The organism is Arthrobacter sp. R4-81 (assembly GCF_054792365.1).
Genome location: NZ_CP096445.1, coordinates 3,614,119 through 3,638,281 on the forward strand (window position 1 = coordinate 3,614,119; position 24,163 = coordinate 3,638,281).

18 protein-coding genes are annotated in these 24,163 nt (G+C 62.9%); 8 read left to right on the forward strand and 10 right to left on the reverse strand.

The annotated features are described in order from the left end of the window. Nucleotides 1-112: 112 nt before the first annotated feature. The 3 genes from M1E05_RS16680 to M1E05_RS16690 all read left to right on the forward strand — a co-directional run bounded on the left by M1E05_RS16680 (nucleotide 113) and on the right by M1E05_RS16690 (nucleotide 1,917). Nucleotides 113-409, forward strand: a complete 297-nt coding sequence (locus M1E05_RS16680; RefSeq protein ID WP_461163627.1) for a hypothetical protein — start codon at nucleotides 113-115, stop codon at nucleotides 407-409. A gap of 221 nt (nucleotides 410-630) precedes the next feature. Then, complete coding sequence (locus tag M1E05_RS16685; protein WP_461163628.1) at nucleotides 631-1,221, forward strand: hypothetical protein; 591 nt, start codon at nucleotides 631-633, stop codon at nucleotides 1,219-1,221. A 120-nt stretch (nucleotides 1,222-1,341) separates the two neighbouring features. After that, a complete protein-coding gene (locus M1E05_RS16690; RefSeq protein ID WP_461163629.1) occupies nucleotides 1,342-1,917 on the forward strand; it encodes an adenylate kinase in 576 nt (191 codons plus the stop codon). A gap of 36 nt (nucleotides 1,918-1,953) precedes the next feature. On the opposite strand, the gene M1E05_RS16695 is transcribed toward M1E05_RS16690, so the two are convergent. The 5 genes from M1E05_RS16695 to M1E05_RS16715 form a co-directional block, all read right to left on the reverse strand. Then, entirely contained in the window at nucleotides 1,954-3,543 is a 1,590-nt protein-coding gene (locus tag M1E05_RS16695) for a phenylacetate--CoA ligase family protein (RefSeq protein WP_458113427.1), read from the reverse strand. Continuing rightward, complete coding sequence (locus tag M1E05_RS16700; RefSeq protein WP_461163630.1) at nucleotides 3,540-4,616, reverse strand: hypothetical protein; 1,077 nt, start codon at nucleotides 4,614-4,616, stop codon at nucleotides 3,540-3,542. The genes M1E05_RS16695 and M1E05_RS16700 overlap by 4 nt, the downstream gene beginning before the upstream one ends. Before the next feature lie 258 nt (nucleotides 4,617-4,874). Further along, nucleotides 4,875-5,684 carry an alpha/beta fold hydrolase gene (locus M1E05_RS16705; protein WP_461163631.1) on the reverse strand — a complete coding sequence of 270 codons (810 nt, stop codon included), beginning with the start codon at nucleotides 5,682-5,684 and terminating at the stop codon, nucleotides 4,875-4,877. 4 nt (nucleotides 5,685-5,688) lie between these two features. After that, on the reverse strand, nucleotides 5,689-7,185 hold the full coding sequence (locus M1E05_RS16710) for an APC family permease (RefSeq protein ID WP_461163632.1): 1,497 nt from the start codon (nucleotides 7,183-7,185) through the stop codon (nucleotides 5,689-5,691). 278 nt (nucleotides 7,186-7,463) lie between these two features. Continuing rightward, nucleotides 7,464-7,670, reverse strand: a complete 207-nt coding sequence (locus M1E05_RS16715) for a hypothetical protein (RefSeq protein ID WP_458113423.1) — start codon at nucleotides 7,668-7,670, stop codon at nucleotides 7,464-7,466. Between the two features lie 371 nt (nucleotides 7,671-8,041). Between M1E05_RS16715 and M1E05_RS16720 the strand changes: the two genes are divergently transcribed. The 3 genes from M1E05_RS16720 (at nucleotide 8,042) to M1E05_RS16730 (ending at nucleotide 10,042) form a co-directional block, all read left to right on the forward strand. After that, nucleotides 8,042-8,704 (forward strand): helix-turn-helix transcriptional regulator, encoded by a 663-nt coding sequence (locus M1E05_RS16720; RefSeq protein WP_461163633.1) that lies wholly within the window; start codon nucleotides 8,042-8,044, stop codon nucleotides 8,702-8,704. Beyond that, on the forward strand, nucleotides 8,701-9,360 hold the full coding sequence (locus M1E05_RS16725; protein WP_461163634.1) for a uracil-DNA glycosylase: 660 nt from the start codon (nucleotides 8,701-8,703) through the stop codon (nucleotides 9,358-9,360). The genes M1E05_RS16720 and M1E05_RS16725 overlap by 4 nt, the downstream gene beginning before the upstream one ends. 169 nt (nucleotides 9,361-9,529) lie before the next feature. Next, nucleotides 9,530-10,042, forward strand: a complete 513-nt coding sequence (locus M1E05_RS16730; RefSeq protein ID WP_461163635.1) for a DinB family protein — start codon at nucleotides 9,530-9,532, stop codon at nucleotides 10,040-10,042. A 49-nt stretch (nucleotides 10,043-10,091) separates the two neighbouring features. Here the strand turns inward: M1E05_RS16730 and M1E05_RS16735 are convergent, their stop codons facing one another. The 3 genes from M1E05_RS16735 to M1E05_RS16745 are packed head-to-tail and all read right to left on the reverse strand — an operon-like array spanning nucleotide 10,092 to nucleotide 11,379. Continuing rightward, nucleotides 10,092-10,493 (reverse strand): hypothetical protein, encoded by a 402-nt coding sequence (locus tag M1E05_RS16735; protein WP_461163636.1) that lies wholly within the window; start codon nucleotides 10,491-10,493, stop codon nucleotides 10,092-10,094. Between the two features lie 44 nt (nucleotides 10,494-10,537). Next, the gene (locus M1E05_RS16740) at nucleotides 10,538-11,215 is read right to left on the reverse strand and encodes a hypothetical protein (RefSeq protein ID WP_461163637.1); all 678 of its coding nucleotides are present in this window, start codon (nucleotides 11,213-11,215) and stop codon (nucleotides 10,538-10,540) included. A 47-nt stretch (nucleotides 11,216-11,262) separates the two neighbouring features. Then, nucleotides 11,263-11,379: a hypothetical protein gene (locus tag M1E05_RS16745; protein ID WP_461165274.1), complete on the reverse strand. Its 117-nt coding sequence runs from the start codon at nucleotides 11,377-11,379 to the stop codon at nucleotides 11,263-11,265. Nucleotides 11,380-11,515: 136 nt separating this feature from the next. Here M1E05_RS16745 and M1E05_RS16750 point away from each other — a divergent pair, with 136 nt between their 5' ends. Continuing rightward, the gene (locus M1E05_RS16750; protein WP_461163638.1) at nucleotides 11,516-11,839 is read left to right on the forward strand and encodes a hypothetical protein; all 324 of its coding nucleotides are present in this window, start codon (nucleotides 11,516-11,518) and stop codon (nucleotides 11,837-11,839) included. Nucleotides 11,840-12,006: 167 nt separating this feature from the next. Here M1E05_RS16750 and fdhA read toward each other — a convergent pair whose 3' ends face one another. Continuing rightward, nucleotides 12,007-13,218, reverse strand: coding sequence for a formaldehyde dehydrogenase, glutathione-independent (gene fdhA, locus M1E05_RS16755; RefSeq protein ID WP_461163639.1), 1,212 nt, complete (start codon nucleotides 13,216-13,218; stop codon nucleotides 12,007-12,009). A gap of 331 nt (nucleotides 13,219-13,549) precedes the next feature. Between fdhA and M1E05_RS16760 the strand changes: the two genes are divergently transcribed. Next, nucleotides 13,550-14,632: a glycerophosphodiester phosphodiesterase family protein gene (locus tag M1E05_RS16760; RefSeq protein WP_461163640.1), complete on the forward strand. Its 1,083-nt coding sequence runs from the start codon at nucleotides 13,550-13,552 to the stop codon at nucleotides 14,630-14,632. A gap of 135 nt (nucleotides 14,633-14,767) precedes the next feature. Here the strand turns inward: M1E05_RS16760 and M1E05_RS16765 are convergent, their stop codons facing one another. Further along, complete coding sequence (locus M1E05_RS16765) at nucleotides 14,768-23,992, reverse strand: family 43 glycosylhydrolase (protein WP_461163641.1); 9,225 nt, start codon at nucleotides 23,990-23,992, stop codon at nucleotides 14,768-14,770. Nucleotides 23,993-24,163 lie beyond the last annotated feature (171 nt).

A 24,163-nucleotide genomic window follows, 5' to 3' on the forward strand; every position in this document is an offset into this window, starting at 1 on the left:
ATCCAGGGGTGGCGGCAGTCCTGGACCGAGCGTACGCAAACTGCTTGACATCCCAAGTGACGAGGCCGATGGTTGGCATGTCCAGCACATCCAGACCATCCAAGGAGCAGATATGGAAGCCACGCCCTATGGTGTAGTGCACTTCTTCCCGGGAGGCACCAAGGAACAGTACGAGGCGTCAATTGCCGTCACCCACCCAGGCGAGGGGCGCCTGCCCGAAGGGCAGATCTTCCATGCCGGAGGCTCTTCTGCCGGTGGTTGGACGATCATAGGTGTCCATGAGTCGAAGGAGAGCTGGGAGACATTCCGTGACGGCATCCTGCTTCCCCGGATGCAGCAGGGCATCGAGGGCGGATTCACATCCCCGCCCGAGGAGACGGTCGTCGATCTGTACAAGATCATGCCGTAGCGGACCTGGTCAAAACGTGGTTCTGGGTCAGGGAATCTGACCCGGGCTCCTACGTTTCGGCAACCACTGACACTCTGCGCAAGTATTGATTCAATGCTGACCGATTCCGGTGGGCACTTCAGAGGTTGACCCGGCAACGTTGTGCCTGCCGGCCGTATTGGCCGGCTGCCGTGATCGTCCGAGTGGCGGTTCCGGCAAGGGAACGGAGCTTGGGGGGTCCGATGATGGGCACAAAAGTTGGTTCATGCCGGCGGGCTGGAACACCATCTACCGGCCAAGCCGCCGCAGGGCATGGTGCGCGGGTCATCCCAACAGCACTCGTCGTGTTCTGCTCGGCGGTCCTCGTCGCGAATCAGGCGCTCCCGGCTTCCGCCGCCGACACCCTGACCACCGTGACGGTTTCGCAGGGGTCGCTTGGCTTCAGTTCTGCTCCCGGTTCTGCCACCCTCGGTCTGGTGGAGCCGGGCACCACAGCCGCAATAACCCTGCACGGCATTCAGGTGAGCGACAGCCGAGCTGGAATCTCCGGCTGGAGCGCCAATGTTGTCCTCACGGATTTCACGGGTGATGCGACTGGCGCTCGTCTATCCGCCGCAGGAGCCGTTTACACCCCGACGGCAGCCACCACCACTGGCACCGTCGCCGTCACGGCAACCCCGGCGGTCAATCCAACCACGCCCAGGATCATTCAGACCGCCACGGGAGTGTCCGGCAACAACACTGCAACCTGGAACGCGGGACTGACCGTAGACGTACCAAACGACGCCGTACCGGATACCTATACAGCAACGCTGACATACTCCGTTTCCTAACCAGCCGTCAAATCTCCGCGAAGCGGCTGGCATACATGGTGGGACAATAGAGAAACAAACGGCGCCAGCCAGCAGGAGCTACCTGCAGGTCTCCTGCGCGGCCGGCCACAGGAGCCCGTGATGACGCGAATTCTGATGATGGGTCCTCCCGGAGTGGGCAAAGGCACCCAGGCGGCGCGACTGGCAAGCCACCTCCAAGTTCCATGGATCTCCACGGGAGACTTGTTTCGTGAGCAAGTGCGCAACAAAACGCTGCTCGGCCTCCAGATTCGGGACTTGATGGGATCAGGGCACTACCTTCCAAACGAGATCGCAGATGAGCTGGTTTCCCGCCGTCTCGCCGAACTCGACGCGCAGGACGGATTTATCCTGGACGGCTACCCGCGCACCGCAGCGCAAGTGCAGGCACTGGATCTTGTGCTCACTGCATCATCCGTGCAGCTCACCGCCATTGTCGTTCTGGATGCCGGCAGATCTGACATCATCGACCGACTTCTCCAGCGCGCCGGCGAGCAAGGCCGCGCTGACGATACTCCCGAGGTTATCGACCGCCGCCTGCAGGTTTATGCCGACGAGGCCGCGGAACTTTTCGGCTGTTACGCCGATCGCGGTGTCCTGCTCCACGTGGACGGCATGGGACATCCCGACGCCGTCGCGGAGCGAATTTGGGAGGCACTGCAGCTACCGAAAGGCTGAGCGAGGCGCCAAAGCCAGGCGCCGCCGTCGTACTCCCTATGCCGCCTTCTTCTTCACCTGGAAGGTGAGGTCCAAGCCCCAGTCCTGGGGAGCCGAGGGGCCGAGTTGCCAGACGTACTCGTTCTTGAGCTTCGCGCCGTCGGAGCGGAACGGGCCTGTGTGCAGCGGATAGAACGCAACGGTGGGCAGGCTCGTGTCAGGTGATGTGAGGATCGCATTGTTGAAATCGCCGTTCATGCGCCTTAGTTGCTCCACGATGTAGGTCCTGTAGGCAGCCTCGTCCAGGGTGCCATCTTTGCTGGCTTTCGCGGTCAGCTGCAGCGCGATGTGAAGTTGCCGGTCTCCCCGCTCGTCTTCGAAACTGACCAGACGGTGGTTCTCTACCGCTGAAAGAAGGGCCTGATCGCCGCTGAGGACGTCGCGCACAGCATCCGGCGCGACGACGGCTCCGTTGAAGTCGACGGACAGGTCGCTTCTGCCGTAGTGGAAGAGCAGTGGGAGATCGAGGAACTGCTGCCTGATGACGTGTTGCAACCCGAATTCCTTGAGCACGGCATTGAGGTCGCGCACGCGCATTACGTGCCCGCGGTCGTGGATGTTGTAGCGGATCCGCGGATTGACGTTCTCTTTCCGCACGATCGTGACCACCAGCTCTCCGTCCTCGTTTGTTTCCATGAGGTAGTCGTAGGGGTTGAACTGGAAGATCATCGGCAGCACACCGTACTCCGCCTGCTTGGTCAGGCGCGCTGACAGTTCAGGGTTGGCGGCAATGGCCTGACGGAGCGCCACAGTGTAGTCCGTTTCGATTGCCAGGTTGATCTCAAGGTCGGAGGCCCCGTAGGAGCCGAAGGCACTGTGGGCGTACTTGGTGATGTGCGCCCGCATGTTCTCGCTGATGCCCTCGCCGCCGAACGCCGCCACGATGTCATAGGCTTCCCAGTTGATCCGGTCATCTTCGAACAAAGCCTTCAGGAACGGCGGGTAACTGAGGATGATGTATGTGTAGTCCGTCCCGAACTCCAGCATCGTCGCGATGACCTTGTTCCGGTCAGGGCCGATGGATTTGATCATGGTGACGTCAGTGAGGGAAGTACTGACGTTCATTCCCGTCGCCCACGCCCCGAGTGAGAAGCAGTTGAGCACGAACGGCTGCTTCGTGAGGGTCTCCGCAGTACGCGAGAAGCCGACCTGGAGCAGCTGCCGGGTGGCCAGGCGTTCGTCGAGGCCGCGCACCCAGCTGGTGGGAACGCCTGAGCTTCCCGAGGATTCATCAACCACCACACCGTGGCGGGGAAGTACGCCGTTGACGCTGCGGGCCGGAATGGGCCAGCGTTTGATGTAGCTGTCTTTGTCCATCTCCGGCAGTGCGGCGAATGCCTTCGCAAGGGTGTTGCCCTTGAGGGAAAGCCTTCCCGGCACACCACGTTCGAGGAGGAAGGCTTTATAGGCCGGCACCCGTTTGGCGGCCATTTCAAAAGTCCGCCAGGCCCTCCAGCGTCCGGCGGCCCACCGGAAAGGCTCAATGCCCGGCATCAGCAGGATCCGGTGAGTGGACACCCTCGGCGTGAAAAGCCCAACGAACCTGTCCATCAGAAACACGAAGGTGAAAATCAGCACTTTACTCATGGAGTGGCTCCTGTGGAGACGTGTCCCTCGGGCAAAAGACCGAGCAGCATCGAGGTGGCGGGGCGGCGGTGTGCAGTTGGAGGCGTGGAGCTGTAACCGAATCTGAAGAGCATCCACGCCATCCTGTTGCCGGTTTCGTGGATTCCTGCCTCCGCAACAAAATCCGCGTGAGAATCCGGGTTGGTGATGACTGTGCCGAAGGGATGCAGGTAGACGCCTCTTTCAGTGAAGAAGAGCCAGACCCGCATAAAGGTACGCCCGGCTTCGAGATAATGGGCAGGTTCGGCGAACGGCCCTTCGAGCCATCCGAGCTGTCGCACTCCGCGCATTGTGCGCAGATACATGGACCGGATGAGGCCGCCGACTATCGGGAAGGACCACAGCCCGCGGTTCCGCATCGCGAAGCGAAGGACCCGTCCCGGCATGATCATGGTTTCAGCGCTCAGCCCGTCGGACTTTGCCGCCGCTTCATCCTTTGAGAACCGCAGCCACTGCATGATCTCCGCGTAGACGGCGTCGTTCCCTAGATCAGAAAAGAGAGTCTTCTGATTGATCTGCACCAGCGAAGAGACCTTGCGGGCATCAGCCGTCGAGCGGAAATCGTATCCTTGATCGGCGGCGATGGCGGAGGCTGCCTTGAGAATCTCGTCGCCCACAACCCTGTTGTCATAGGGCCGCCGGGACGTCTGCCTGGATCTGAACACAGCCAGCCGACGTTCAGCCGCAGACCGGGTTTCAACGTTCTGGCTGGCCGGTTCCAGCCGCACCGTGCCGATAAGATGCAAACGGTCTACGGCATCGAAATCCATTTCCGAGTGGTCAAGGGTCTCGACGGCGCTGTAGCCGCGGGCTGCAGCGACCACAGACAACGACTCCAGGAAGACGCCTGCGCAAACGTGGGCGAAAGGGATACCAAACGGTTCGGCAGGCAGCCCTAGGTCGAGGTCATAGTAAATCTGTGCCGTTGTTTCGTTGATGGGCCGGAGCTTCATCGGCTGGGAGTTGTGGGGCGATGGATACCAGCGGACGTCCTCGACGATATCGAGCCACACAACCTCGGCATCGCTAGGCACGTGGCCAGCCTCTGAGACACCAGTAACCACAGCTGGCCACGGGAGCACTTCCCTTCGGTGAGTAGTTCGGAGAGATCAGCGAACTGTGACAACAAGGACTCAGGGAGCGTCAGCACGTGCACCTGCAAGTTGCCGATCATCCCCCGCCTTGAAGGTATCCCGACACGGCCACCTGCACTATGAAATTAAGGCAATCCTGCGGGAATCTTGCGGGCCGGCGCTGTCTCGTCGGCCCGGGTGGATTCCAGACGACGGCGATTACAGACGACGGCGGGCGAAGTCCCGGATCACTTCGGCCAGGAGCGCCCCGCGGTCGGAAGATGGTCCCTCATGGCCGAGGGACGGCACAACGGCCAATTCGGCATCGGGCAGCGTCTGATACAGCCTTACCGAGAGCTCGAGCGGGATCAGTTCGTCGCGGTCGCCGGCAAGCACCAGCGTCGGGGTCTGGATTGCCTGAAGCTCCCCTTGATCGAGACCTTCGTAGCCCAGCCACATCTTCGCGGTCTGTTCGATCAGCGTCTGCCAATGCCGCTCTCCCCCGCGGTGCAACTTCTTGACTTCGGCTGCCCACTCGCCGAGTTGGGCGTCGAGGTACGCGAGGTCAGGGACGCCGTCGTCGTCAGCTCCGAGCAGCGCCCGGTGAGCCTCCCGGAGGCCGCCGGCGTCGAAGTCAGGATAAGCGGCTCCCACGATGAGCGCCCCGGCGAACGTAGGGTGACTGGCGGCAAGCTCCATGGCAACCTGTCCGCCGTCGCTCCATCCACCCACCAACGGGCGCTGGAGTCCCAACACTTCAATGAGCGCCGCGATGTCGTCCGCGATTCCGCCGTAGGAGAGCTTCCCGACCGGGTTGGTCGACCGACCGTGCCCGCGGCTGTCCGGCATGATGACCCGGAACTCGCCGTCCAGCAACGAGGCAATCGGCCTCCATTCCGATCCTGCGCCCAGCCCACCGTGGATCAGGATGATCGCTGGTCCGTCGCCGCGGTCCTCGTAGTAAATCGAGGCGCCGTTCAGCTCGAGGCGGCGGCCGCCCTCGTCGTCGTTTATGCCCTCCAAAGACATGCGCTCAATGGCCGAGCGGGGGCGGCGGGACCTGGTCGTCTTTCCCGATGTTCTGGGTGCCGACCGGTTCGCCCGGCTGGTTGTTGGATCTCCTCGTGATCAGCCAGGTGATGAACCACAGCACGATACCGAGGGCCATCAAACCTCCGGCCACCTGGTACTGGATCGGGTTCCGGCCCACCCATGGACCGGCGAGGAAGGCACACAGCAAGGCCGCCAGCAACGGCAGCTGCCCCGGCGAAGTGAAGAACACCTTCCGGTCCGGATCCCTCTTGCGGCGAAGCACCAAGCAGGCCACGTTAACCACAGTGAACACGCAAAGGAGCAGGAACGCCGTCGTGCCCGAAAGGTTGGCGACAATATTGCTTTCGGGATCACTGCTGACGTACCAGATAAGCCCCAGCGCGAGGACGGTGGAGAACACGATGCCGGCCCACGGCGTCCGGCGGGTCGGCAGCACCTTTCCCAACGGCCGCGGCAGGACGCGCGCCTTGGCCATGCCGTAAATGAGACGGCTGGCCATCAGCATGTTGATCAAGGCGGTATTGGCGACGGCGAACACGGCCAGGAACGGGAAGATCCTGTCGATCGGGAAGTCGGGTGAGCCCTTGTGCACCACTTCGAGGAGCGCGGCACCTTCCGCCTCGCGGATGTTCTCAAGCTCGGTGGGCGTGAGCACGCTGACCACCGAAACTGCCACCAGCATGTAGAGCAGCACCGCTATGCCGAGGCCGGTGAGCATGGTCCGCGGGAAGATCTTCTCGGGCTCCTTGGTCTCCTCCACCATGTTCACCGAGTCCTCGAAGCCCACCATGGCGAAGAACGCGATGGAGGTGGCTGCGGTGACGGCCAGGAACAAGCCCTTGTCCTGGTAATCGTTGAAGACGAAGATCTCGCCGGCATTCCCGGTGCCCTGCGTCAGCACAAAGAAGCCGACGCCGATCACGATGCACAGCGCGATCATCTCCACCAGGGTGAGCACAACGTTGAACTTCACGCTCTCCCCCACGCCGCGCAGGTTGATCGCCGCGAGCAGCAGCATAAAGCCCATGGCGACGGCGGTGATCGTCTCCCGTCCGGGCACCCCCATCCAGCCGTTGATCTCCATGCCGCCGAAGAAGTTCTGGGCAAGGACGTTCGCCGAGGTGGAGGCGCTGGTGATGCCGGAGCAGACGACGGCGAACGCGACCAGGAACGTGACGAAGTGGATCCCGAACGCCTTGTGCGTGTAGAGCGCCGCCCCCGCAGCCTGCGGATACTGTGTGACCAACTCCAAATAGGAGAAGGCCGTCAGCGTCGCCACAATGAAGGCGAGCAGGAACGGCAGCCATACGATCCCGCCGACTTGGCCTGCCATCGTTCCAGTGACCGCGTAGACGCCGGCGCCGAGGATGTCACCGACGATGAAGAGGAGCAGGAGCTTGGGTCCGAGGACCCGTTTGAGCTTCGGTTCGTCCTTCTCCGGCGTTACGTCGAAGACTTCGTCACGTATGGTGCTCATGGCTGACCTCCACGGCCGGTACACGTTCCCCTATAGGCGCGGCCGGGCTCCCGGCCCTATGAGACCTACTTCACTGTCTCTCTGTGGGTGCCGTATTGGCAAGATGGTGGCGGAACCCCTACTGGCTGGCTGGAGCGCAGCAATCCATCCGCTAACGGTGTGGGGGCTGTCCCTGCCACGTCTGCATCATCCCTCGATCTGGCGCGCCAACTTCCCAGGCGGGACTTGCCCGCCTGGTTCAGGAGCGCAGTGTTCAGTCTGAGGAAGCGCTGATGACCTCAAAGCACCTTTTCGGCCAGAGGCTGGCCGGGCGCCGGAGGCTGTTGTGGCCGGGCAGCTGAGGCGCTGGTGCCCTCAGCGGCAAAATCAGAACCCTCAGCCGGATCCTGGGAGTGGGAGCGGATCTCGGGAAAATCCCGGGAGTCGTCTCCTTCAACCGGAGCCTCGCTGTGGATCCGGATATCGTCTGGATCTGATGTGCCCATTTCCCCATCCTTTGTTCGCTCGTATCTGACAGGCCTACCGGCGTCGCCAGTCCAGAAGAAAATAAGTGCCTGTTCCCATCAACAGGAACCCAGAGACGCCGACGACAACAGTCTGCGCCGCCACTCCTGCAATGAGAAGCACTATTCCGATCAGGCAGGCCATGGCCGCGAAGTAAGTACTTGTCCCGGGCGGGATTAGGCTCCCGCAGACTCCCGCCGATGGGGTATGCAGCAGTGCTGCCGCACTGATAGTTGGCGACTCTCCCGTGCCGCACGGGCGGGGCAGACTGACGGCCCTCTAAAGTTGAATATCGTGAACTTAGAGTGCTAAACAGGTTCCGCCAAACCTATGGAGGTGTTTGAATTTCCGTATGAATTCCTCATCAATTCCAACCCAGGGTCCGGACGCGATGTCGCTGGCGGACCCTGTACGGCGCTCTCTTTACCAGACACTGATACGCAGCCCCGCCCCCATGAGCCGGGACCAGCTGGTCAGGATGCTGAACCTGGCCCCCAGCACGGCCACGTTTCATCTGGAGAGGATGGTGCGCGACGGCCTTCTGGAAACTGAAAGCAGGAAGCTCGGCCCCAAGACCGGGCCTGGCTCCGGGCGTCCCACCAAACTGTATAGACCGGCCGCCGACGAGATCCACGTTTCCTTCCCCGCCCGGGAGTATGAATTGGCAGGCCGCCTGCTGGCTTCTGCCATCCAAGCTTCGATCCAGACCGGCGAACCTGTGGAAGCGGCCTTGCAAGCCGTCGCCTATGCCGAGGGCCAAAAGTTAGGGCTTCTAGCAGGAAACCTTGAGAAAGCCTTGGTTGACAACGGTTTTGAACCGGAGGCCGACTCCCAAGGGCTGGTCTTAACAAACTGCCCGTTCCACCGCCTCGCCAAAGACAACTCCCGGCTCGTCTGCGGACTCAACGCCGCCCTCCTCGAAGGCACTCTTGATGGCTGTAATGACAAGCAGCACCGCGTTGCGCCAGCATCCGAGGGCTCAGCCTGCTGCGCCCGGCTCACGACAACAGAATGAACCAGGCCGCGGCATGTGCCATCCAGGCCTTCGTGGAAGAGCTTGCTGCAACCAAAGCCGGTCAGAACAGCGACAATTTCTTCGACTTCACTATCCCGGACAACGCCGGGCGCCGACGTAACCTCGAGCTGTATCTGCAGGAGATGTTTCAAAGGGAACCAAAGGTGCTGCTCCTAGGGGAAGCACCCGGATTTCGAGGGATGCGAATTACTGGAGTCCCGTTTACCAACACAAACATTCTCCAGGGCGGAATTGACCACTTCGAACTATTTGGGCCGGGAAAGGGCTACATCCTTCCGCCCGGAGCCCCAGCTGTAGCACCGGAACCGACAGCCACCGTGATGTGGCGGGTACTGGAGGAACTTGATTTCCTTCCTCTGCTTTGGAGCGCCTATCCGCTCCATCCCCACCTTCCAAACCGATGCCTATCGAATCGCACTCCCACTACCGCTGAAGCATTGGCCGGTCAACCTTTTTGGCTGACCCTGACACATTTGTTCGGCATCACCTCAGTGGTGGCCGTCGGAAACGTGGCCTACCGCAGCATTCTTGCCAGCGGAAGATCGGTGCCCAAAGTGCGGCATCCCGCCCACGGGGGCAAGGCCAAGTTCCGGCTGGAATTGCAGGAACTACTGGATGCAGGGATCACTCCTTAGCCCGGCCCCATCCGTGGCGGGCCCATGGTCCTTCATTCAAAGGTGAGAATCGACCTTCTTGGCGACCATCGTTCACCTCGGCGCTACCTCCAAACCCGGCTGAGCGGCCTCTCGGGCTGAACCGTCCCACCAAATTGCTCCCGGCCCGGAGCATTGGCATACTTCACGCATGTCCTCCCTCCCCGTGACGGCCGCCGACGACGTCATCAACCAGCCAGCCCGCGCCCAGTTCGAGGCCTTCCTCAACGAACACCGCAACGCACTCAACGCCTGTCTCGACGGACTGACCGAGGAGCAGGCTCGCAGGCCCCTGGTGCCGTCCCGCACCACGCTGCTGGGTCTGGTGAAGCATGCCACGTTCGTGGAGAAAGTCCTGTTCGACGAAGCCATTACATGCCGTCCCCGGTCCGAGATCGGTATCCCCGCCACTCCCGATGAGTCGTTCATCCTCGACGACGGCGACACAATCGCCACGGTCCGGCAGGCACACCTGGAGGCCTGCGAATCATCGCGCCAGCTGGCTGCCTCACTCGGCCTCGACGATCTGCTCCACGGCAACCGGCGCGGCCCGCTCCCACTGCGCTGGATGTTCCTCCATTCGATCCGCGAATTTGCCCAGCACTGCGGCCACGCAGACATTCTGCGTGAGCAGCTGATCGATCAGCAGACGGCTGGCGCCTGAGGGCACCCACTCTTACCGTGGCCACTTTCTAAGGAGCGGGCACAACCAGCTAACGGTATGTCGTACCAACGCTGTCCAATTGATCAGGTGAGCGGAGCCATGCCAAGGCGCCAAAGATGAGGGGCAACTCGGCCAAGGCGTAAATACCGTGGAACAGATAGTGGCTGACGGTTTGCTCCGGCGAGAACGGGAGAGACGGCAAAGGCAGGACGCTGAGCACGCCGCCGCCGAAGAAATGCAGCAGCCCCCAGAACAGCAGGGCAATCGTCGCCGGGCGCCGAAGCCGCGTGAACCATCCGGCCACCAGAAGGGCAGTCACCAGGAACGGGATGAACGATTCCGGACTTAGAAAACCCTGCCCGGGCAACTCGGTGAGGTTGTGAACGAACATCCCGGCCCACCCGATCCCTGCGCCCGCAGGGACAACAAGTGCCCAAATTGAGGGGCTCATGCCGCTGCCCGACGGTTCTCGGCCTCCAAACTGCACATGCTTGCTCAGCCTGCGGCCACGGTGGCCGTATACGGACGCTCCGCAATCGTCCACATGAAAACCCCGACAGTTGCCACTGCCAGGGCAAAGGGTATCGCCAGGAGAACAGCTGCCGTTTGCTCATTGGCCGCCAGGAGAAGCACGCTGCTGACAAGGAGGAAAATGCCAAGCCAGCGAGGGAGCACGCCGGAGCGAAGAATAAAGACACCGATAAGCACGAAGCCGGTAATGACAGCCAGCAGTCCTGGAATCACGAAGAACGGCATCCAGGGAAAATCGCCATTGAAGAAAATGGCTTGGATGAGTCCGCCAAGGAACAACACGGCGAGGCCGGCAAATGCACACATTACTCCCCCATCCGCCAGTTTCTTGAAGCGGCTGATTTGACGGGCCACCCAGGTTAGACCGGCAATCCCGATCAGTATCAGAATTGTTGCCACTGGAGAGATCAGCGGAACAATGCCCGTAGCTGAACGCATTTCCCGGGTTTCGCACTGGAGGCCAATACATCCGGCGGGTTCCAGGGAATGCAAGAAGACAGCAAGGCCACAGAGCAGCCCGCCCAATACCGCAGCCACTCCGGTCCAACGGGGAATCTGTTTCTTCCAGACCCGGTCTTGGGAATTTCCTAAGGTCATGGCCGCCCGCAATTCATCGGGAGACCAGGGAATAATTGCTCTCATGGTGGCCCTGACGCCGTGCACAGTCAACACCTAACACGCACCCCTTTTCAGGGGTGTTCCACCCGATGTTCCGCAATTTCGGCGAGTTGCTTCGTGACGGTGCCCCATCCGTCGTCGAATCCCATTTCCTGATGGAAGTTTCGGTCTGCGTTGTTTTTGTGCATCACGTGGGCGAAGTACTCCGTGCCGCTCGGGTGATCCTTCAGCGTGATGATTGCCGTAACTCTTCAAGGACCGTGCCCGGTTCGGTGCGAACGCCTAAACTGAGACTTAAGGTTCCGCCGTTCCCGGGAGCACATCATGGAGACCGAATTCGCCGACGTCACCGGTCATGATGTCACCACCATCACCTGCGTCTGCGGGAACACTGTCGACGGCGAAGGCCTGATCCAGGCCAATGCAGAAGGTATTCCTGTTCACGGTGACGACAACACTCCTGTTCCAGCCGGGCTGGCAGAGTGGCCGGAAGATGAGGACATCTACACACTCTGCCCCAAATGCGGCCGGGTATACCGCGACGCCGTTATTGAAGAGACAGGCACTGCGCCGGTGGCTTTCCGGGTGGACACAGCCCACGGTCCGGTTGCTGAGGCCATCCGGATCCACTGGGAGCAAAACCCGTAGATCAAAGCCAATCCTGCCTTTCTCAGCGGGGCGGCTCTCCGACCGCTGCTGCGGCGACTCGACGACCAAGGTGAAGACGGAAGACCGTGACCCTGGCAAACAAGCCAAGGGTCACGGTCTTTACAATCACCTCCCGCTGTGTGGAGGCCACCAACTCCGGAAGGGACTCAGCTCAAATACCCGTTCGGGTCCAGGACATACTTAGTGGCGGCACCGGCGTCGAACTCCGCGTAGCCCTTGGGCGCCTCCTCCAAGGGGATGGCCTTGGCGTTCACATTCTTGGCAATGCTCACCTTGTCATGCAGGATGGCCATCATCAGCTGCCGGTTGTACTTCATCACCGGGCACTGCCCCGTGGTGAAGCTCAGGGACTTGGCCCAGCCCGTGCCCAGGCTCAGGCTCAGTGAGCCCTTCTTCGCGGCCTCATCCACGCCGCCGGGATCGCCGGTGACATACAAGCCCGGGATGCCCAGCGCGCCGCCTGCCGCCGTGATCTCCATCAGCGAGTTCAGCACCGTCGCCGGCGCCTCCTTGGCGTCACGCCCGTGGCTGCGCGCTTCGAAGCCCACCGCATCAACACCACAATCCACCTCCGGTACACCCAGGATCTGTTCAATCTGCTCCGCGGGCCCGCCTTGGGTCAGGTCCACCGTCTCGCACCCGAAGCTGCGTGCCTTCTCCAGCCGCTCCCCATTGAGGTCGCCCACGATCACGACGGCGGCACCCAGCAGATGGGCGCTGGTAGCCGCTGCCAAGCCAACAGGTCCGGCACCGGCAATGTATACGGTGGATCCCACGCCCACCCCCGCACTCACAGCGCCGTGAAAACCGGTGGGGAAGATGTCCGAGAGCATGGCCAGGTCCAGGATCCTTTCCATGGCCTGATCCTTATCCGGAAACTTCAGCAAGTTCCAGTCCGCGTACGGGACAAGCACATAGTTGGCTTGGCCTCCCACCCAGCCGCCCATGTCCACGTAGCCATAGGCGCTGCCGGGGCGGTCCGGATTCACGTTCTGGCAAATGCCCGTCTTGCGTTCCTTACAGTTGCGGCATCGGCCGCATGAAATGTTAAAGGGAACCGAGCATATGTCTCCCACCTTGATGAATTCGACGCCGGGACCCACCTCCACCACTTCGCCGGTGATTTCGTGCCCCAGCACCAGGTTGGTTGGTGCCGTTGTGCGTCCGCGGACCATGTGCTGGTCGGAACCGCAGATGTTGGTGGCAACAGTTTTAAGGATGGCCGCGTGAGGCACCGGACGCCCCACGTTCGCCGGGTTGACGCCCGGTCCGTCCTTGAGTTCGAAGGTCGGGTAGTCGACGTCGATCACCTCGACCTTGCCTGGCTCTTTATAAGCAACGGCTTTATTGCCAGTCATTTCAATCTCCCTCTTGTCCTCACGGCGAGCGATAGGGCGGCGCCGTGATTTTCGACATTTTCGATGGACCTCAACTGGTGGGCATTTCCGACGCAATCAATTGCTGGGGGCTTCCAGGAGTTGGGGATCTGTCCAGTTTAAACAACCCGGTGCGGGCCGTCTACGACACTCTAAAAGTCTCTTCTGCGAAAGCGCTTTACGCTCCCGGCCTCCATCCACCCCCGTTAACCTTGGCTCCAACTCCCCGCACACGGCAGGCCACCTGGACGGCATACGTTGGACGGGTCCCGGCACCGTGCCGGCCATTCCTTACTCAGGAGGAACCCTTCCAATGCGAAAAGTTCTGACAGCAGCGGCCGCCGCCGCGCTCCTTGTTTCCCTGGCGACCCCCGCTGTCGCCTCCCCTAACACAGAAGCCGGCCCCGCGCCGACGTCGAACACTCCGCCGTCAGACGCTTCCGGAGACCCGATTGCCATCAAAACCAACGAGCGCAACGGCTCCTTCGACCTGCAGTCCCACCGCGGCGGCCGCGGCGAGTGGACCGAGGAATCACTGGCTGCGTTTGCCAACTCCCTCGAGCTGGGCGTGACCACCCTGGAGCTGGACACCCACCTGACCGAGGACGGCAAGGTGATCGTCTGGCACGACGACACCATCCAGGCCAACAAGTGCATAGACACTGCCCCGGCTGTTGCGGGCGACGCCGAGTTCCCGTACGTGGGCGACCGCGTGGCCGAACTGTCCCTTGCCCAGGTGGAGACCCTGAACTGCGGATACACCCAGCTGGCCGGCTACCCGGAACAGGACGTGATCGAGGACAACCGGATCGCCGAGCTCACGGACGTCTATCAGTTGGCCCGGGACTATGACGCACAGAAGGTCCGCTTCAACGTCGAGACCAAGGTGGAAGACGGCAAGGCCGGCGGCGAGGGCATGGTTGCACTCACCAAGGCCGTTGTCGCAGAAATCTACAAGGCCGGCATGGCTGAGCGCACCACCCTGCAGTCCTTCGACTGGTCCTCACTGAACCTCACGCGGGAGATCGCGCCCGACCTTCCTCTCGTGGCCCTGTCCAGCGGCGATGCCTGGCTTGAGGTCGGGAAGCCTGGCGCCAGCCCCAATCTGGGCGGCCTCGACATCGACGACTACGACGGTTCACTCGCCAAAGCCGCAGCCGCCCAGGGTTACGACGTCGTCTCCCCCACCTTCCGCTCCGTCACCCCAGACATGATCGCCGAAGCCCACCAGCTGGGCCTGCCCGTTATCCCGTGGACGGTCAACACCACCGAGGACATGGAACGCCTGATGGACCTCGGCGTGGACGGAATCATCACCGACTACCCCACGCGCCTGCGCACCCTGATGGACGAGCGCGGACTCAAACTGCCGAAGGCGTACAGAGCCACCGCCTAAGACCGCGCCGCTTAGGACCGCACCGCCCAAAGGCCAGGAGTACGACGGCGGGCCTGCTGCAACCGCAGCAGGCCCGCCTTTTGTGTCGGTCAGCCTGCTTCTAGACTGACCCGCATGGTAGAGACCACTTAGCTTTTATTTCTTTACCGTGACCTTCACAGTGGCCACCGGATCCCCGTCCGAGCCCTTGGCCGTGATAGTTGCAACGCCTGCCGGGGTGTCAGCGGGGATGGTCAGGGTGACCTTCGCCGCGCCCTTCTCGTCCGTCAACACCGAGCCGAGCGTGGTGGCCGCGTTGCTCAGGGCCACCTTGTCCCACCTGTCGAATCCGGCCACTTTGAAGGTCAACACACCGCCGGGTTTGACGCTGTCCGCGCTGGCCTTCAACGACGGCACCACGTCCGCCGTGATCTTCACTGTGACGGTACGGATCTTGTCGGCATTGCCGGCCTCGTCGAAGGACCGGTAGCTCACCACAAAGTCACCCACAGCGGAGAATTTCACCGAGTCACCTGCCGGGACACCGGTCCAGGCGCCCTGGTTCAGGGTGTACTCGATCCTGGCGATGCCGGACAACGTGTCCCTCGCCGAGAAGAGCACACTCACCGGGTTCCGCGGCGTTCCAACTGCCGAGTCGGGTGTGGTGAGAGCCGTCGTCGTCGGCGTGATTTTGTCGATTTTCACCGAAGCACTGCCCGCAGACCCATCAACTACCACGTTGTTCTTAAGCAGGCGGTGGTCAACGGTATGCGGTCCGCTGATGGAGATGGTGAACGGCTGCGCCGCGGACTGCCAGGGCCCGCCGTCGAGACGGTACTCCGCTGCGTAACCTGACGGCGCTGTGACGGTCACGGTCACGTCCTTGGCATACCAGCCCTCCGCGGACGGCTGGGCAGCCGACGTCAAAGTCACAGTTGCCTTCGCGACGGCGGCTGCCGGCACCAGCGCTGACTGTGCTGCGCTCATGTTGCCCGCAGCATCCACCGCACGGTACTCAACGGTAGCCGCCCCTGCACCAACGGTGATTTCTGCTCCCGCACCTGCCACTGGCGTCCACGCCTCGGCGCCGTCAACGCGATACTCCAGGCCAGCCACACCGGAACCTGGCTCCGCGTCGGCTCCGGCGAATGTGACCTTCCGGGCAGCGGCGTCCACCATTGCCGACGCCGAGGGAACCACGCGATCGATCTTGAAGGCACGGTCCACGACGGCGGATACGTTACCCGCCGCGTCCACGGCACGGAGCTTCAACGAGGGACTTCCATCAGCGAGCACCAACGGGGCGAACACGTCCCAGGTCACGCCGCCATCGCGGCTCACTTCGATCCGCGGTGCCACACCGCTGTCATCAGTGGCAGTTGCCGACACGTTCACAATCGACTTCCACCACCCGTTCGTCCCGTCAGGGGCGTCAGGGGCGACCGTCACGGTCAGTTCCGGCGCCGCCGAGTCCGAAACCACAACCTTGACCTGCACGTTCTTGTGCGCATCAGCCAGCTCTTCGGCTGCTGTCATGTTGAAGACCGGCTGGCTGTCAAAACCGAAGTGCACCGTTGCTGCCCGGGCATGCCGCCCTGGATCAAACAGGCCTCCGTCACCCTGATCGCCCGGGCCGGATACCTCTCCGATGGTCCGCGAGTGGAAGACGATGACCGGGTTTCCGTGCTCGTCCACGGTGAAGGAGTTGTGGCCGGGGCCTGCCTGCCCGGGAACGTCCGCAGTGGTCAGGATCGGATACGGGTTCTTGGTCCATGACGCCGGGTTCATCAGATCGGCACCCTCAGAAGCCGTCAGCAACCCGATGCAGTAAGCCGCGTCCACGGTCGCCGCCGAGAAGGTGAGGAACACTTTCCCGTCCTTCTTGATCACGGCCGGGCCCTCGTCCACCGACTGGCCCGCGTTCTTCTCCCACGCCATGGTGGGCGTGGAGAGCAGGATCGACTTGCTGGTCAGCTGCGAGGGATCGGCGGGATCGATGGTGGCCATCCGCAGGTTCGAGGCACCGGGCTTTTCGGCCCACACCACGTAATGCTTGCCGGCGTTCTCGAAGTACGTCATATCCAGCGAGAAGCCACGGAAGGCCTCCGTGTCACCGGCTGCGGGCTTCATCCGTCCCAGTTCGCTCCACTTGCTGCGGTCCATCAGGTCGCTGCCATCGAGCTTCAGCACCACGGGCCGGATGCTCCACACACTGCCGTCGATGCTGGCCGTGAAGAACACGTACCAGCTGTCGCCCACCTTGTGAAGTTCCGGCGCCCAGATGTACCGGTTCAGGGCGGAGGTGTTCTCGTCCCAGATGGTGACCTCGGGTGCAGTGCCCAGCCCTGCGATCGTCGTCGCCCGGCGCAGGGTCACACGGTCGTAGCCCTCCGGGTCTCCGCTGCCCACCATCGGATAGGAAGCGGTGAAGTAGTAGTACCCGTCATCGCCCTTGATCACATCCGGATCGGCCCGCTGTGCAACGAGCTTCTCCGGGTAGGTGGGCCGCTGCACCGTGCCGTTGACCGTGTACGTTCCCGGCTTTCCGGATTCGACGGCGGCAACATCGGCAGCGTTCCACTGCACACCCATCTTTGTGGTGGAGCCGTTGTTGTACTGCACGTCCGACGTCGTGGGCAGCGCGAGCTTCGCACCGCCGTCGAGCTTCACATCACTGAACGGAGCCACACCGGTGTTGAAGAGACGGCTGTACTTGGCGATGACGCGGTCGTACTCACCCTTGGTAAGCCCGATGGACGACGACTCCAAGGCCCCCGCGGGGAACGTACCTTGACCTGGTGCGGGCACCGCCGGCACCTCAGCCGGGTCGCTGAAGGAGGTGAAGTTCTTCGTGGTGACCTGGTACGTCTTGCCGTCGCCCAGTGCCACAAACGTCAGCCTGTAGGCCGCGCTGCTGTTGTCGTACTTCACCGCAACCGACTTCGCCGCCAGATTCCTGCTGTTGAAAGCGACCAGCCGCTCCCCTGTGAACGCGGTCAGGTCAGCCGAGTCGTAGACGTAGATCGACGAGGAGTTGCTGTCCACAGTGGCGACGAGCCCGAAGGACCCGTCAACCTTCCGGAACAACGTCGGTGAACCGAACTTCACAGCGCCGAGGGTCGGGTAGAGCACTGCACGGCCGTTGTTCAGGCCGGCGTACGCGCCGCCGTCTGCGTTCTGGGAAGCAAGGTGCAGTGCATCGGTGCGGGCAGTGTTGCCCGACTGGATGTACGTGCCGATCCGTCCGGCATCCGCTGCCAGGACCTTCACGGTGTAGTTGCGGACCTCGGTCAGGCCGTTGGCCGTGAAGGTTGCCGTCAACACGATCGAGGCTTCAGTGGACGGCCGGGTGACCTTGCCGTCGGTGGAAAGCACCTGCGCGTTCGAGGACTCCCAGCTGACCGCGACGTTCGCGACAGTTGTCGGGAGGCTGATGTCCTCCGTCACGACGCCGAGGGCCGGGTTGTAGGAGTCTGCCACCAGTTTCAGGTCCTTCTGCGGCGTGTTCGCCAGGATGGTGAAGGTGAAGGTGCGGGTGGTGGTCTGGCCTGCGAGTTCCAGTGTCGCGGTCAGGGTGACCGTGACATCCTCGGTGGCGGGCCGGGTGACCTTGCCGTTCGCGTCCAGGTGCGCCGGGTCCGAGCTGGACCAGGTGATCCTGGACCCCTTGGTTCCGGCCTGCGGCAGTGTCAGGTCAGCCGCGATGGTCTCCGGGCCCAGGTTCAGGGCGGCAGCATCGGCATCCAGGGCAGCCTTGGCCACCGCCGGATCCGAGCCCGAGTAGAAGGCGTTCGCCACATCAGCATCAGAAAGCGCCGTGCTGTAGACCGACACGTCCCGTACTCCGCCCTTGTAGAAGTTATCCGGATATGAAGACCGCCCGATGTAAGCGACCAGGCCAGTGCCGAAGTCGCTCACGTTCCGGGTGGTGGCCACGGTGCCGATCTTGACGCCGTTGTAGTAGCCCGTGATCGAACCGGGCTTGATCACGGTGGTGTACAGCGCCCAGTCTGTGCCCGTCGCCGGACCCGCAATACCCTTGGACGCCGTCGTCGGGGAGATACCTGCCTCGGTACCCCATGGCGCGGACGCGTTCAAACTGTCAGTGATGACCGATTTGAACAGCCCCTGCTGGTTCCGTGGGTTCAGCAGCCAGTACTGGCTCGGCGGGTTGGCGGCCGAGCCGAAGAACATCGCAGCGTAGTTCCCTGAGCCTGTCTCGTTCTTGAGCCACGTGGACACCGTCAAGGTGTTCTGGCCATCAAACATCCCGGTGGGTAGCTTCACGTGGGCCGCACCGCTCGTCGACGAGCCACCCGGCAGCATCAGGTCCTTACCGGCAACCGTCGCCCCCGAACCCACAATTGTGGCCGTCTTCCCGTTCCCTGAAGCGTCCGGAACAGACGTTCCTGCAACGGCCGAGAAGTCATAGCGGGCCAGCAGCTTCTGCCCCACCACCTGCGGTGAGGACTTTGCCGACGCCGGGGAATCACCGATGGCGTTGGTGGCCACTACCGTTGCCTGGTAGCTTCCGGTTTCCAGCTCAGAGAAGCGTGTGGAGGTGACGGAGGCATCCACCTGGGAGGTCCGGTAGACGGCACCATCCGACCGGTAAAGGGTCACGTTGTAACCCGTAATGGGCGAGCCGCCGTCGCCCGGTTTTACCCAGGAAGCGGTCAGTGCGGAGGGGCCATCCACCGTGAGCGACGGCGCGGCCGGAGCGGCCGGAGCAACCGCATGACCGGTCGAGGAGACGGTTACGGTGATGCTGACGGCAGCCTTGTCCGGCGCCACTTCCTCGCTGGTGCTCATGTCCAGGACGGGGCGTCCGTCCCCGGCCCAGTGCACGCGGCGCAGGTAGGTGTCCCGGAAGGAGGTGTTGGAGGATTTGGCGTGGTAGACCATCACCAGGTTGCCGTCCTCGTCAGTGGTGAAGCTGTTGTGGCCCGGACCCAGTTGGGCGATCGCCGGATCGCTCTTGAGAACGGGGGTGTTGCCCTTCGTCCAGTTGGACTGCTCGGTCAGGTCCACTTCTGAGGACGCGGTGAGCAGGCCGACGGCGTAGGTGGTGTCGATGTTGGAGCCGGAGTAGGTGAGGATCACTTTGCCGTCGCGCTTGATGACGAACGGACCCTCGGCAACGTTGCTGGTGTTGGTGTCCCAGCCGTACTCCGACGTCACCAGCTTCTTCGGCTCGCTGATCAGGCGGGTCGGGTCGGCCGGGTTGATTGTGGCGATCCAAATCTCGGCGTCGCCGGTCTGGGTTCCGATGTAGCGCTGGGACCAGGCAACGTAGGACTTGCCGCCGTCCTCGAAGTAGGTCATGTCCAGGCTGATGCCGGGGTGGCTGGCATCGCGCTGCAGCGGGGTGCCGTCGGCCTTCAGGACCGGCTTTGCGGGTTCCCAGTCGGCGGCAATCGTCGGATCGCCCCCGGTCTTCAGTTTCTGGACGTGGGCCTGAACCTTGGTCCAGCTGGCCTGCCCGATGCACGGTGCGAAGAAGGCGTAGAGCTCTCCGGCCACCTCGTGCAGCTCGGGAGCCCAGAAGCAGCCAGCAATGTTTGCGCTGCCGCCCGTTGTAGCGACGGAGTGGTCGGCCGCCGTCTTCAGGCCCTCGATGGTGCTGGCCCGGCGCAGGTACATGTTCGTGGCGTTGATGCCGCTGCCGGCGTCGTCGGTGGAGATAAAGAGGTAGCTGTTCTTCCACTTCAGGATGGCCGGATCCGCCTCCGCGCCGATGAACGGACTCGAGTACGCCCGCTGCCGGACAGTTCCGCGCACTGTGTAATCGCCGGGCACCGCGGTGTTGACGGCGGCCAGGTCTTCGGCTTTCCAGTCCACCGGCAGTGAGGCCTTGGAGCCGTCGGAGTAGTCCAGCGCCGCGGCGAGCCCGTTGAGGTCCACCTGCGAGTTCCGTTCGACTTCCTGGTTCGGAACCGAGACGGCAGTGTTGGTGATCCGCCCGTACCTCTGGCCGAGTGCGGTGGCCACGGTTTCCGTAACCGGTAGGACGTTCGACGGCGCGGCGCCGGGAATCGCGGTGGTGACAGCGGCGTCGTCGAAGGTCAGCGTTCCGGTCCCCAGGTCACCGCGGCTGCCGGGGATGCTGAGGCTCCCGAACGACGTGTGGTAAGCCGTGCCGTCGTCGGCAGTCCACGCCACGCGGTACGCCGACGCCGCGGAGTCCCATACGGCCTTCGGCTTGTTGACCCCGCTGGTGACGCCCAGGTCAACCAGGCCGACCTCCGTGTACGTCTTCAGGTCCGGGGAGGTGAAGTACAACAGCGAGCTGGCTGTGGAGGAGTCATCGGATCCGTTGCCCAGTGCCCGGGTCGCGACGATTCCGTACCCGCCGGCGTCCAGCTGGAAGACGTAGGGGTTCCGCAGGGTGCGGGTGTTCAGAATGTCCAGCGAGCCGGTGGGTGCCGCCTTCGCGAACAGGATCCCGTAGTTGTCGTTCAAAGGCTTGAAGTCCCCGGTCGAGGTGCCGAGGCCGAGGTGCATGGAGTAGGCGAGCTTTCCGCTGTAGGTGGCGGTGTCCACCACTGCGCGCTCGTAGCTCAGAACGTACCTGGCCAGTTGCTCAGGCAGGACTGTAACGGTGAAGTCCTTGGTGACCTGGGCATCGATTGAGGGGTCAGAGGACCGGAGCGTCAGGGTGACCTTGGCGGTCACAGGGGCGCTGCCGCTGGTGCGCAGCACGTTGTCGGTGACGGAGACATCGGCGGTGCCGGTGCTGTAAGCGACGGCGTGTCCGGCCTGCGCAGCCGGCAGGGTTGTCCCCGAGACAACGGTGGGCCGGAGCACGTAGCGCTTGGCGGCCAGGGTGAGGTCGGCCACCGGGTTCTGGGCAACAACAGTCACCTGGTACTGGCGAGTGACGGTCTTGGTGCCGAGCGTAAGGGTTGCCGTGAGCGTTACCTGGGCGTCGGCGTCGGTGGGGCGGGTAACCTGGCCGGTGACGGAGATGACGGCAGGATCCGACGACGCCCAGCTGATGGCCGATCCCTTGGCGCCGCTCGTGGGGAGCGTGAGGTTGCCCGTCACCTGGGTCGGGCCCAGGTTGATGGCGTCGGCATCTGCCTGGAGGGCGGCGTCAACGACTGCCGGGTCCACGGTGCTCAAGTAGTAGTCCTTTATCTGTTCTGCTGTCTTCGCTGTGCTGTGCACGAGGACATCCTTGACCCCGCCCTTATAGAAGGGGTCGGGGTAGGACGACCGGCCGATGTAGGAGACCAGGCTGGTGCCGAAATCACTTACCTTGCGCGTGGTGGGGACGGTGCCGATCTTGGTGCCGTTGAAATAACCGGTGATCTGGTTGGGTTCAATCACGGTGGTGTACAGGCCCCAGGAATTGTCCGTCACAGGACCTGCGACGCCTTGCGCGGCGTTGGTCGGTGAGATGCCGGCCTCGGTTCCCCACGGCGCAGAGGTGCTGTTGCCATTCGTGATCACGGACTTGAACCGGCCTTGGGAGTTGCGCGGATTCAGCAGCCAGTACTGGCTCGGCGGGTTGTTTGCTCCGCCGAAGAACATTGCGGCGTAGTTTCCGGAGGCAGTCTCGTTCTTGAGCCACGCGGAAATGGTCAGGGTGTTCTGGCCATCGAACGTGCCGGTGGGCAGCTGCACGTACGCCGCCGTGCTGTTGGCCGCGCCTCCGGGCAGGGTCAGGACGTTGCCGGCGACAGTGGCCCCGGTGCCTTTGATTGCCCCGTCACGTCCCCACGGGGACGAGTCCGGAACCACGGTGCCGGTGACCTTCGAGAAGTCATAGTGGAGCAGGGTGTCGCTGCCCGCGGGAATCATGGAGATGGTGGCAGTGGCGGTCAAATCCGTGCCGGTGACTGCTCCGGTCACCGTGACGTTGCCTTCCCGGGTGTAGTAGTCAGCGGGTTCCGGAGCGTTCCATGTGACGGCGAGATCCCGGGTGCTGTTGTCTGCGAAAGTCACCGTCGCGGTGCGGGGCAGCTTTGCAGGGGTTCCGACGACGGCGGCTGTCCTGACCTCGGCGACGGACGTCGCCTTGGGCAGATAGGCGCCCATGAGGGCCTTCTGCTCGGCAGCCGTGATGGGCATGATGGTTCCGTGCCGCGGGGCCGGGGACGGCAGCGAGTATCCGGTTGGGACCGCCCAGTTGGCGTTCTGCAGGCTCTGGGAGAACAGCGGAATGTACTTACGGCCGCCGAATTCGTCAACGAACAGGTAGTAACCGGGGCCGTTGACGTCGCCGTCGTTCGCCTTGAACACGGTGGGACCTTCGACGGCGGCGGTGCCGGCCTTCTTGCCGATGCAAGTGGCGTCGAGCTTCCAGGTGTCAGAGGTGGCGGAAGTAACCGTGGTCACGGCGGTGAGGCTGGTGGAGTGCTCTTGCATAATGTCCAGGCAGCCGCTGGCCTGGGCCTCGTCCTTGGTGAAACGGTAGTAGGTGCCGTTCTCGGCGATCACGGTGCTGTCGATCCTGGACTTGCCGGTGTTCTGCCACACCTTTGCCGGGCTGAACGTCACGAAGTCCCGAGTGGTCGCGTAGAGCATCTGGTTCGGCTGACCCTCGCTGTGGTCAGCGGTGGTGTACAGCTTCGATGCCCAGAAAACAACGTATTCGCCGAGGGTGGCGTCATAGTAGGCCTCGGGCGCCCAGGTGTTGCCGGCGTTGTCCGGGGAGACCTTCACGTGGCGCTGATCCGACCAGTTCACGAGGTCATTGGACTCCCAGATTTCGATGTACTGGCTGCCCTGCCGCTGGGAAGCATCCCAGGTGGTGCCGCTGCCGATCGAGAGGTCCGTGGCAATCATGTAGAACTTGTCGCCCTCCGGGGAGCGGACGATGAACGGGTCGCGCAGGCCCTTGGTGCCCATGGTGGAGGTCTTCACCGGCTGGCCGCCGTTGAGGGTCAGCCAGTTGCGGGCATCGTTGCCGTTGCTGGCGCCGAAGTAGATCTTCTCACCGGCGATGGAGTCGCCAGTGAAGTAGGGAAACATATACGCCTCGAACTTCGGCGTCTCAGGGAGGGCCGGAACCACGGCGCTGAACGTCTTCGTGGTGGACGCGTCGTTCCTGGTGATGGTGGCGGTCAGCGTGACTTCGTCAGTTGCCTGTCCGGTCGCGGGGCGGTGCACGACGCCGCTCGGGTCGACCACTGCGCTGTCCTCTGAGGCCCACGCGATCGAGGTGCCTTCCGCGCCTGCCGCTGGCAGAGTGAGGTTCCCGCGAACATCGTTGATGTTGGTTACACCGAGAGCGCTGGCGGCTGCCTGCACTGCGGCAGCGTCCTCAGGTGCGACGGCGAGCGCCGGTTGCGCCGGCACGATCATCAGGGTGGAGGCGATGCAGAAAGTAGCAAAGGTGGAAGCCACCCGTAGCCAGGTACCGCTCGTTGTCATGAACACTCCTCTGTGTTTGACTCCCGCCCGGTGCATTTGGGGAACTGACTTGCACTGTGGCGGGTCGAGCGATGTGAGCGCTCACAAGTTGGAACTTTAGAACGCCTGGGGACTTTAGGCAATAGGCAGGTACCAAAGTTGCCCGGTGCAAGGGTAACGGCGGTGATTGTT

Excerpts from the sequence above, each read along its gene's own strand:
- M1E05_RS16710 (WP_461163632.1), bottom strand. The coding sequence starts at position 7,185 with ATGAGCACCATACGTGACGAAGTCTTCGACGTAACGCCGGAGAAGGAC.
- M1E05_RS16725 (WP_461163634.1), top strand. The coding sequence starts at position 8,701 with ATGAACCAGGCCGCGGCATGTGCCATCCAGGCCTTCGTGGAAGAGCTT.
- M1E05_RS16740 (WP_461163637.1), bottom strand. The coding sequence starts at position 11,215 with ATGAGAGCAATTATTCCCTGGTCTCCCGATGAATTGCGGGCGGCCATG.
- M1E05_RS16680 (WP_461163627.1), top strand. The coding sequence starts at position 113 with ATGGAAGCCACGCCCTATGGTGTAGTGCACTTCTTCCCGGGAGGCACC.
- M1E05_RS16690 (WP_461163629.1), top strand. The coding sequence starts at position 1,342 with ATGACGCGAATTCTGATGATGGGTCCTCCCGGAGTGGGCAAAGGCACC.
- M1E05_RS16720 (WP_461163633.1), top strand. The coding sequence starts at position 8,042 with ATGAATTCCTCATCAATTCCAACCCAGGGTCCGGACGCGATGTCGCTG.
- M1E05_RS16760 (WP_461163640.1), top strand. The coding sequence starts at position 13,550 with ATGCGAAAAGTTCTGACAGCAGCGGCCGCCGCCGCGCTCCTTGTTTCC.
- M1E05_RS16715 (WP_458113423.1), bottom strand. The coding sequence starts at position 7,670 with ATGGGCACATCAGATCCAGACGATATCCGGATCCACAGCGAGGCTCCG.
- M1E05_RS16730 (WP_461163635.1), top strand. The coding sequence starts at position 9,530 with ATGTCCTCCCTCCCCGTGACGGCCGCCGACGACGTCATCAACCAGCCA.
- M1E05_RS16745 (WP_461165274.1), bottom strand. The coding sequence starts at position 11,379 with ATGCACAAAAACAACGCAGACCGAAACTTCCATCAGGAAATGGGATTC.
- M1E05_RS16695 (WP_458113427.1), bottom strand. The coding sequence starts at position 3,543 with ATGAGTAAAGTGCTGATTTTCACCTTCGTGTTTCTGATGGACAGGTTC.
- M1E05_RS16705 (WP_461163631.1), bottom strand. The coding sequence starts at position 5,684 with ATGTCTTTGGAGGGCATAAACGACGACGAGGGCGGCCGCCGCCTCGAG.
- M1E05_RS16750 (WP_461163638.1), top strand. The coding sequence starts at position 11,516 with ATGGAGACCGAATTCGCCGACGTCACCGGTCATGATGTCACCACCATC.
- M1E05_RS16735 (WP_461163636.1), bottom strand. The coding sequence starts at position 10,493 with ATGAGCCCCTCAATTTGGGCACTTGTTGTCCCTGCGGGCGCAGGGATC.
- M1E05_RS16765 (WP_461163641.1), bottom strand. The coding sequence starts at position 23,992 with ATGACAACGAGCGGTACCTGGCTACGGGTGGCTTCCACCTTTGCTACT.
- M1E05_RS16685 (WP_461163628.1), top strand. The coding sequence starts at position 631 with ATGATGGGCACAAAAGTTGGTTCATGCCGGCGGGCTGGAACACCATCT.
- fdhA (WP_461163639.1), bottom strand. The coding sequence starts at position 13,218 with ATGACTGGCAATAAAGCCGTTGCTTATAAAGAGCCAGGCAAGGTCGAG.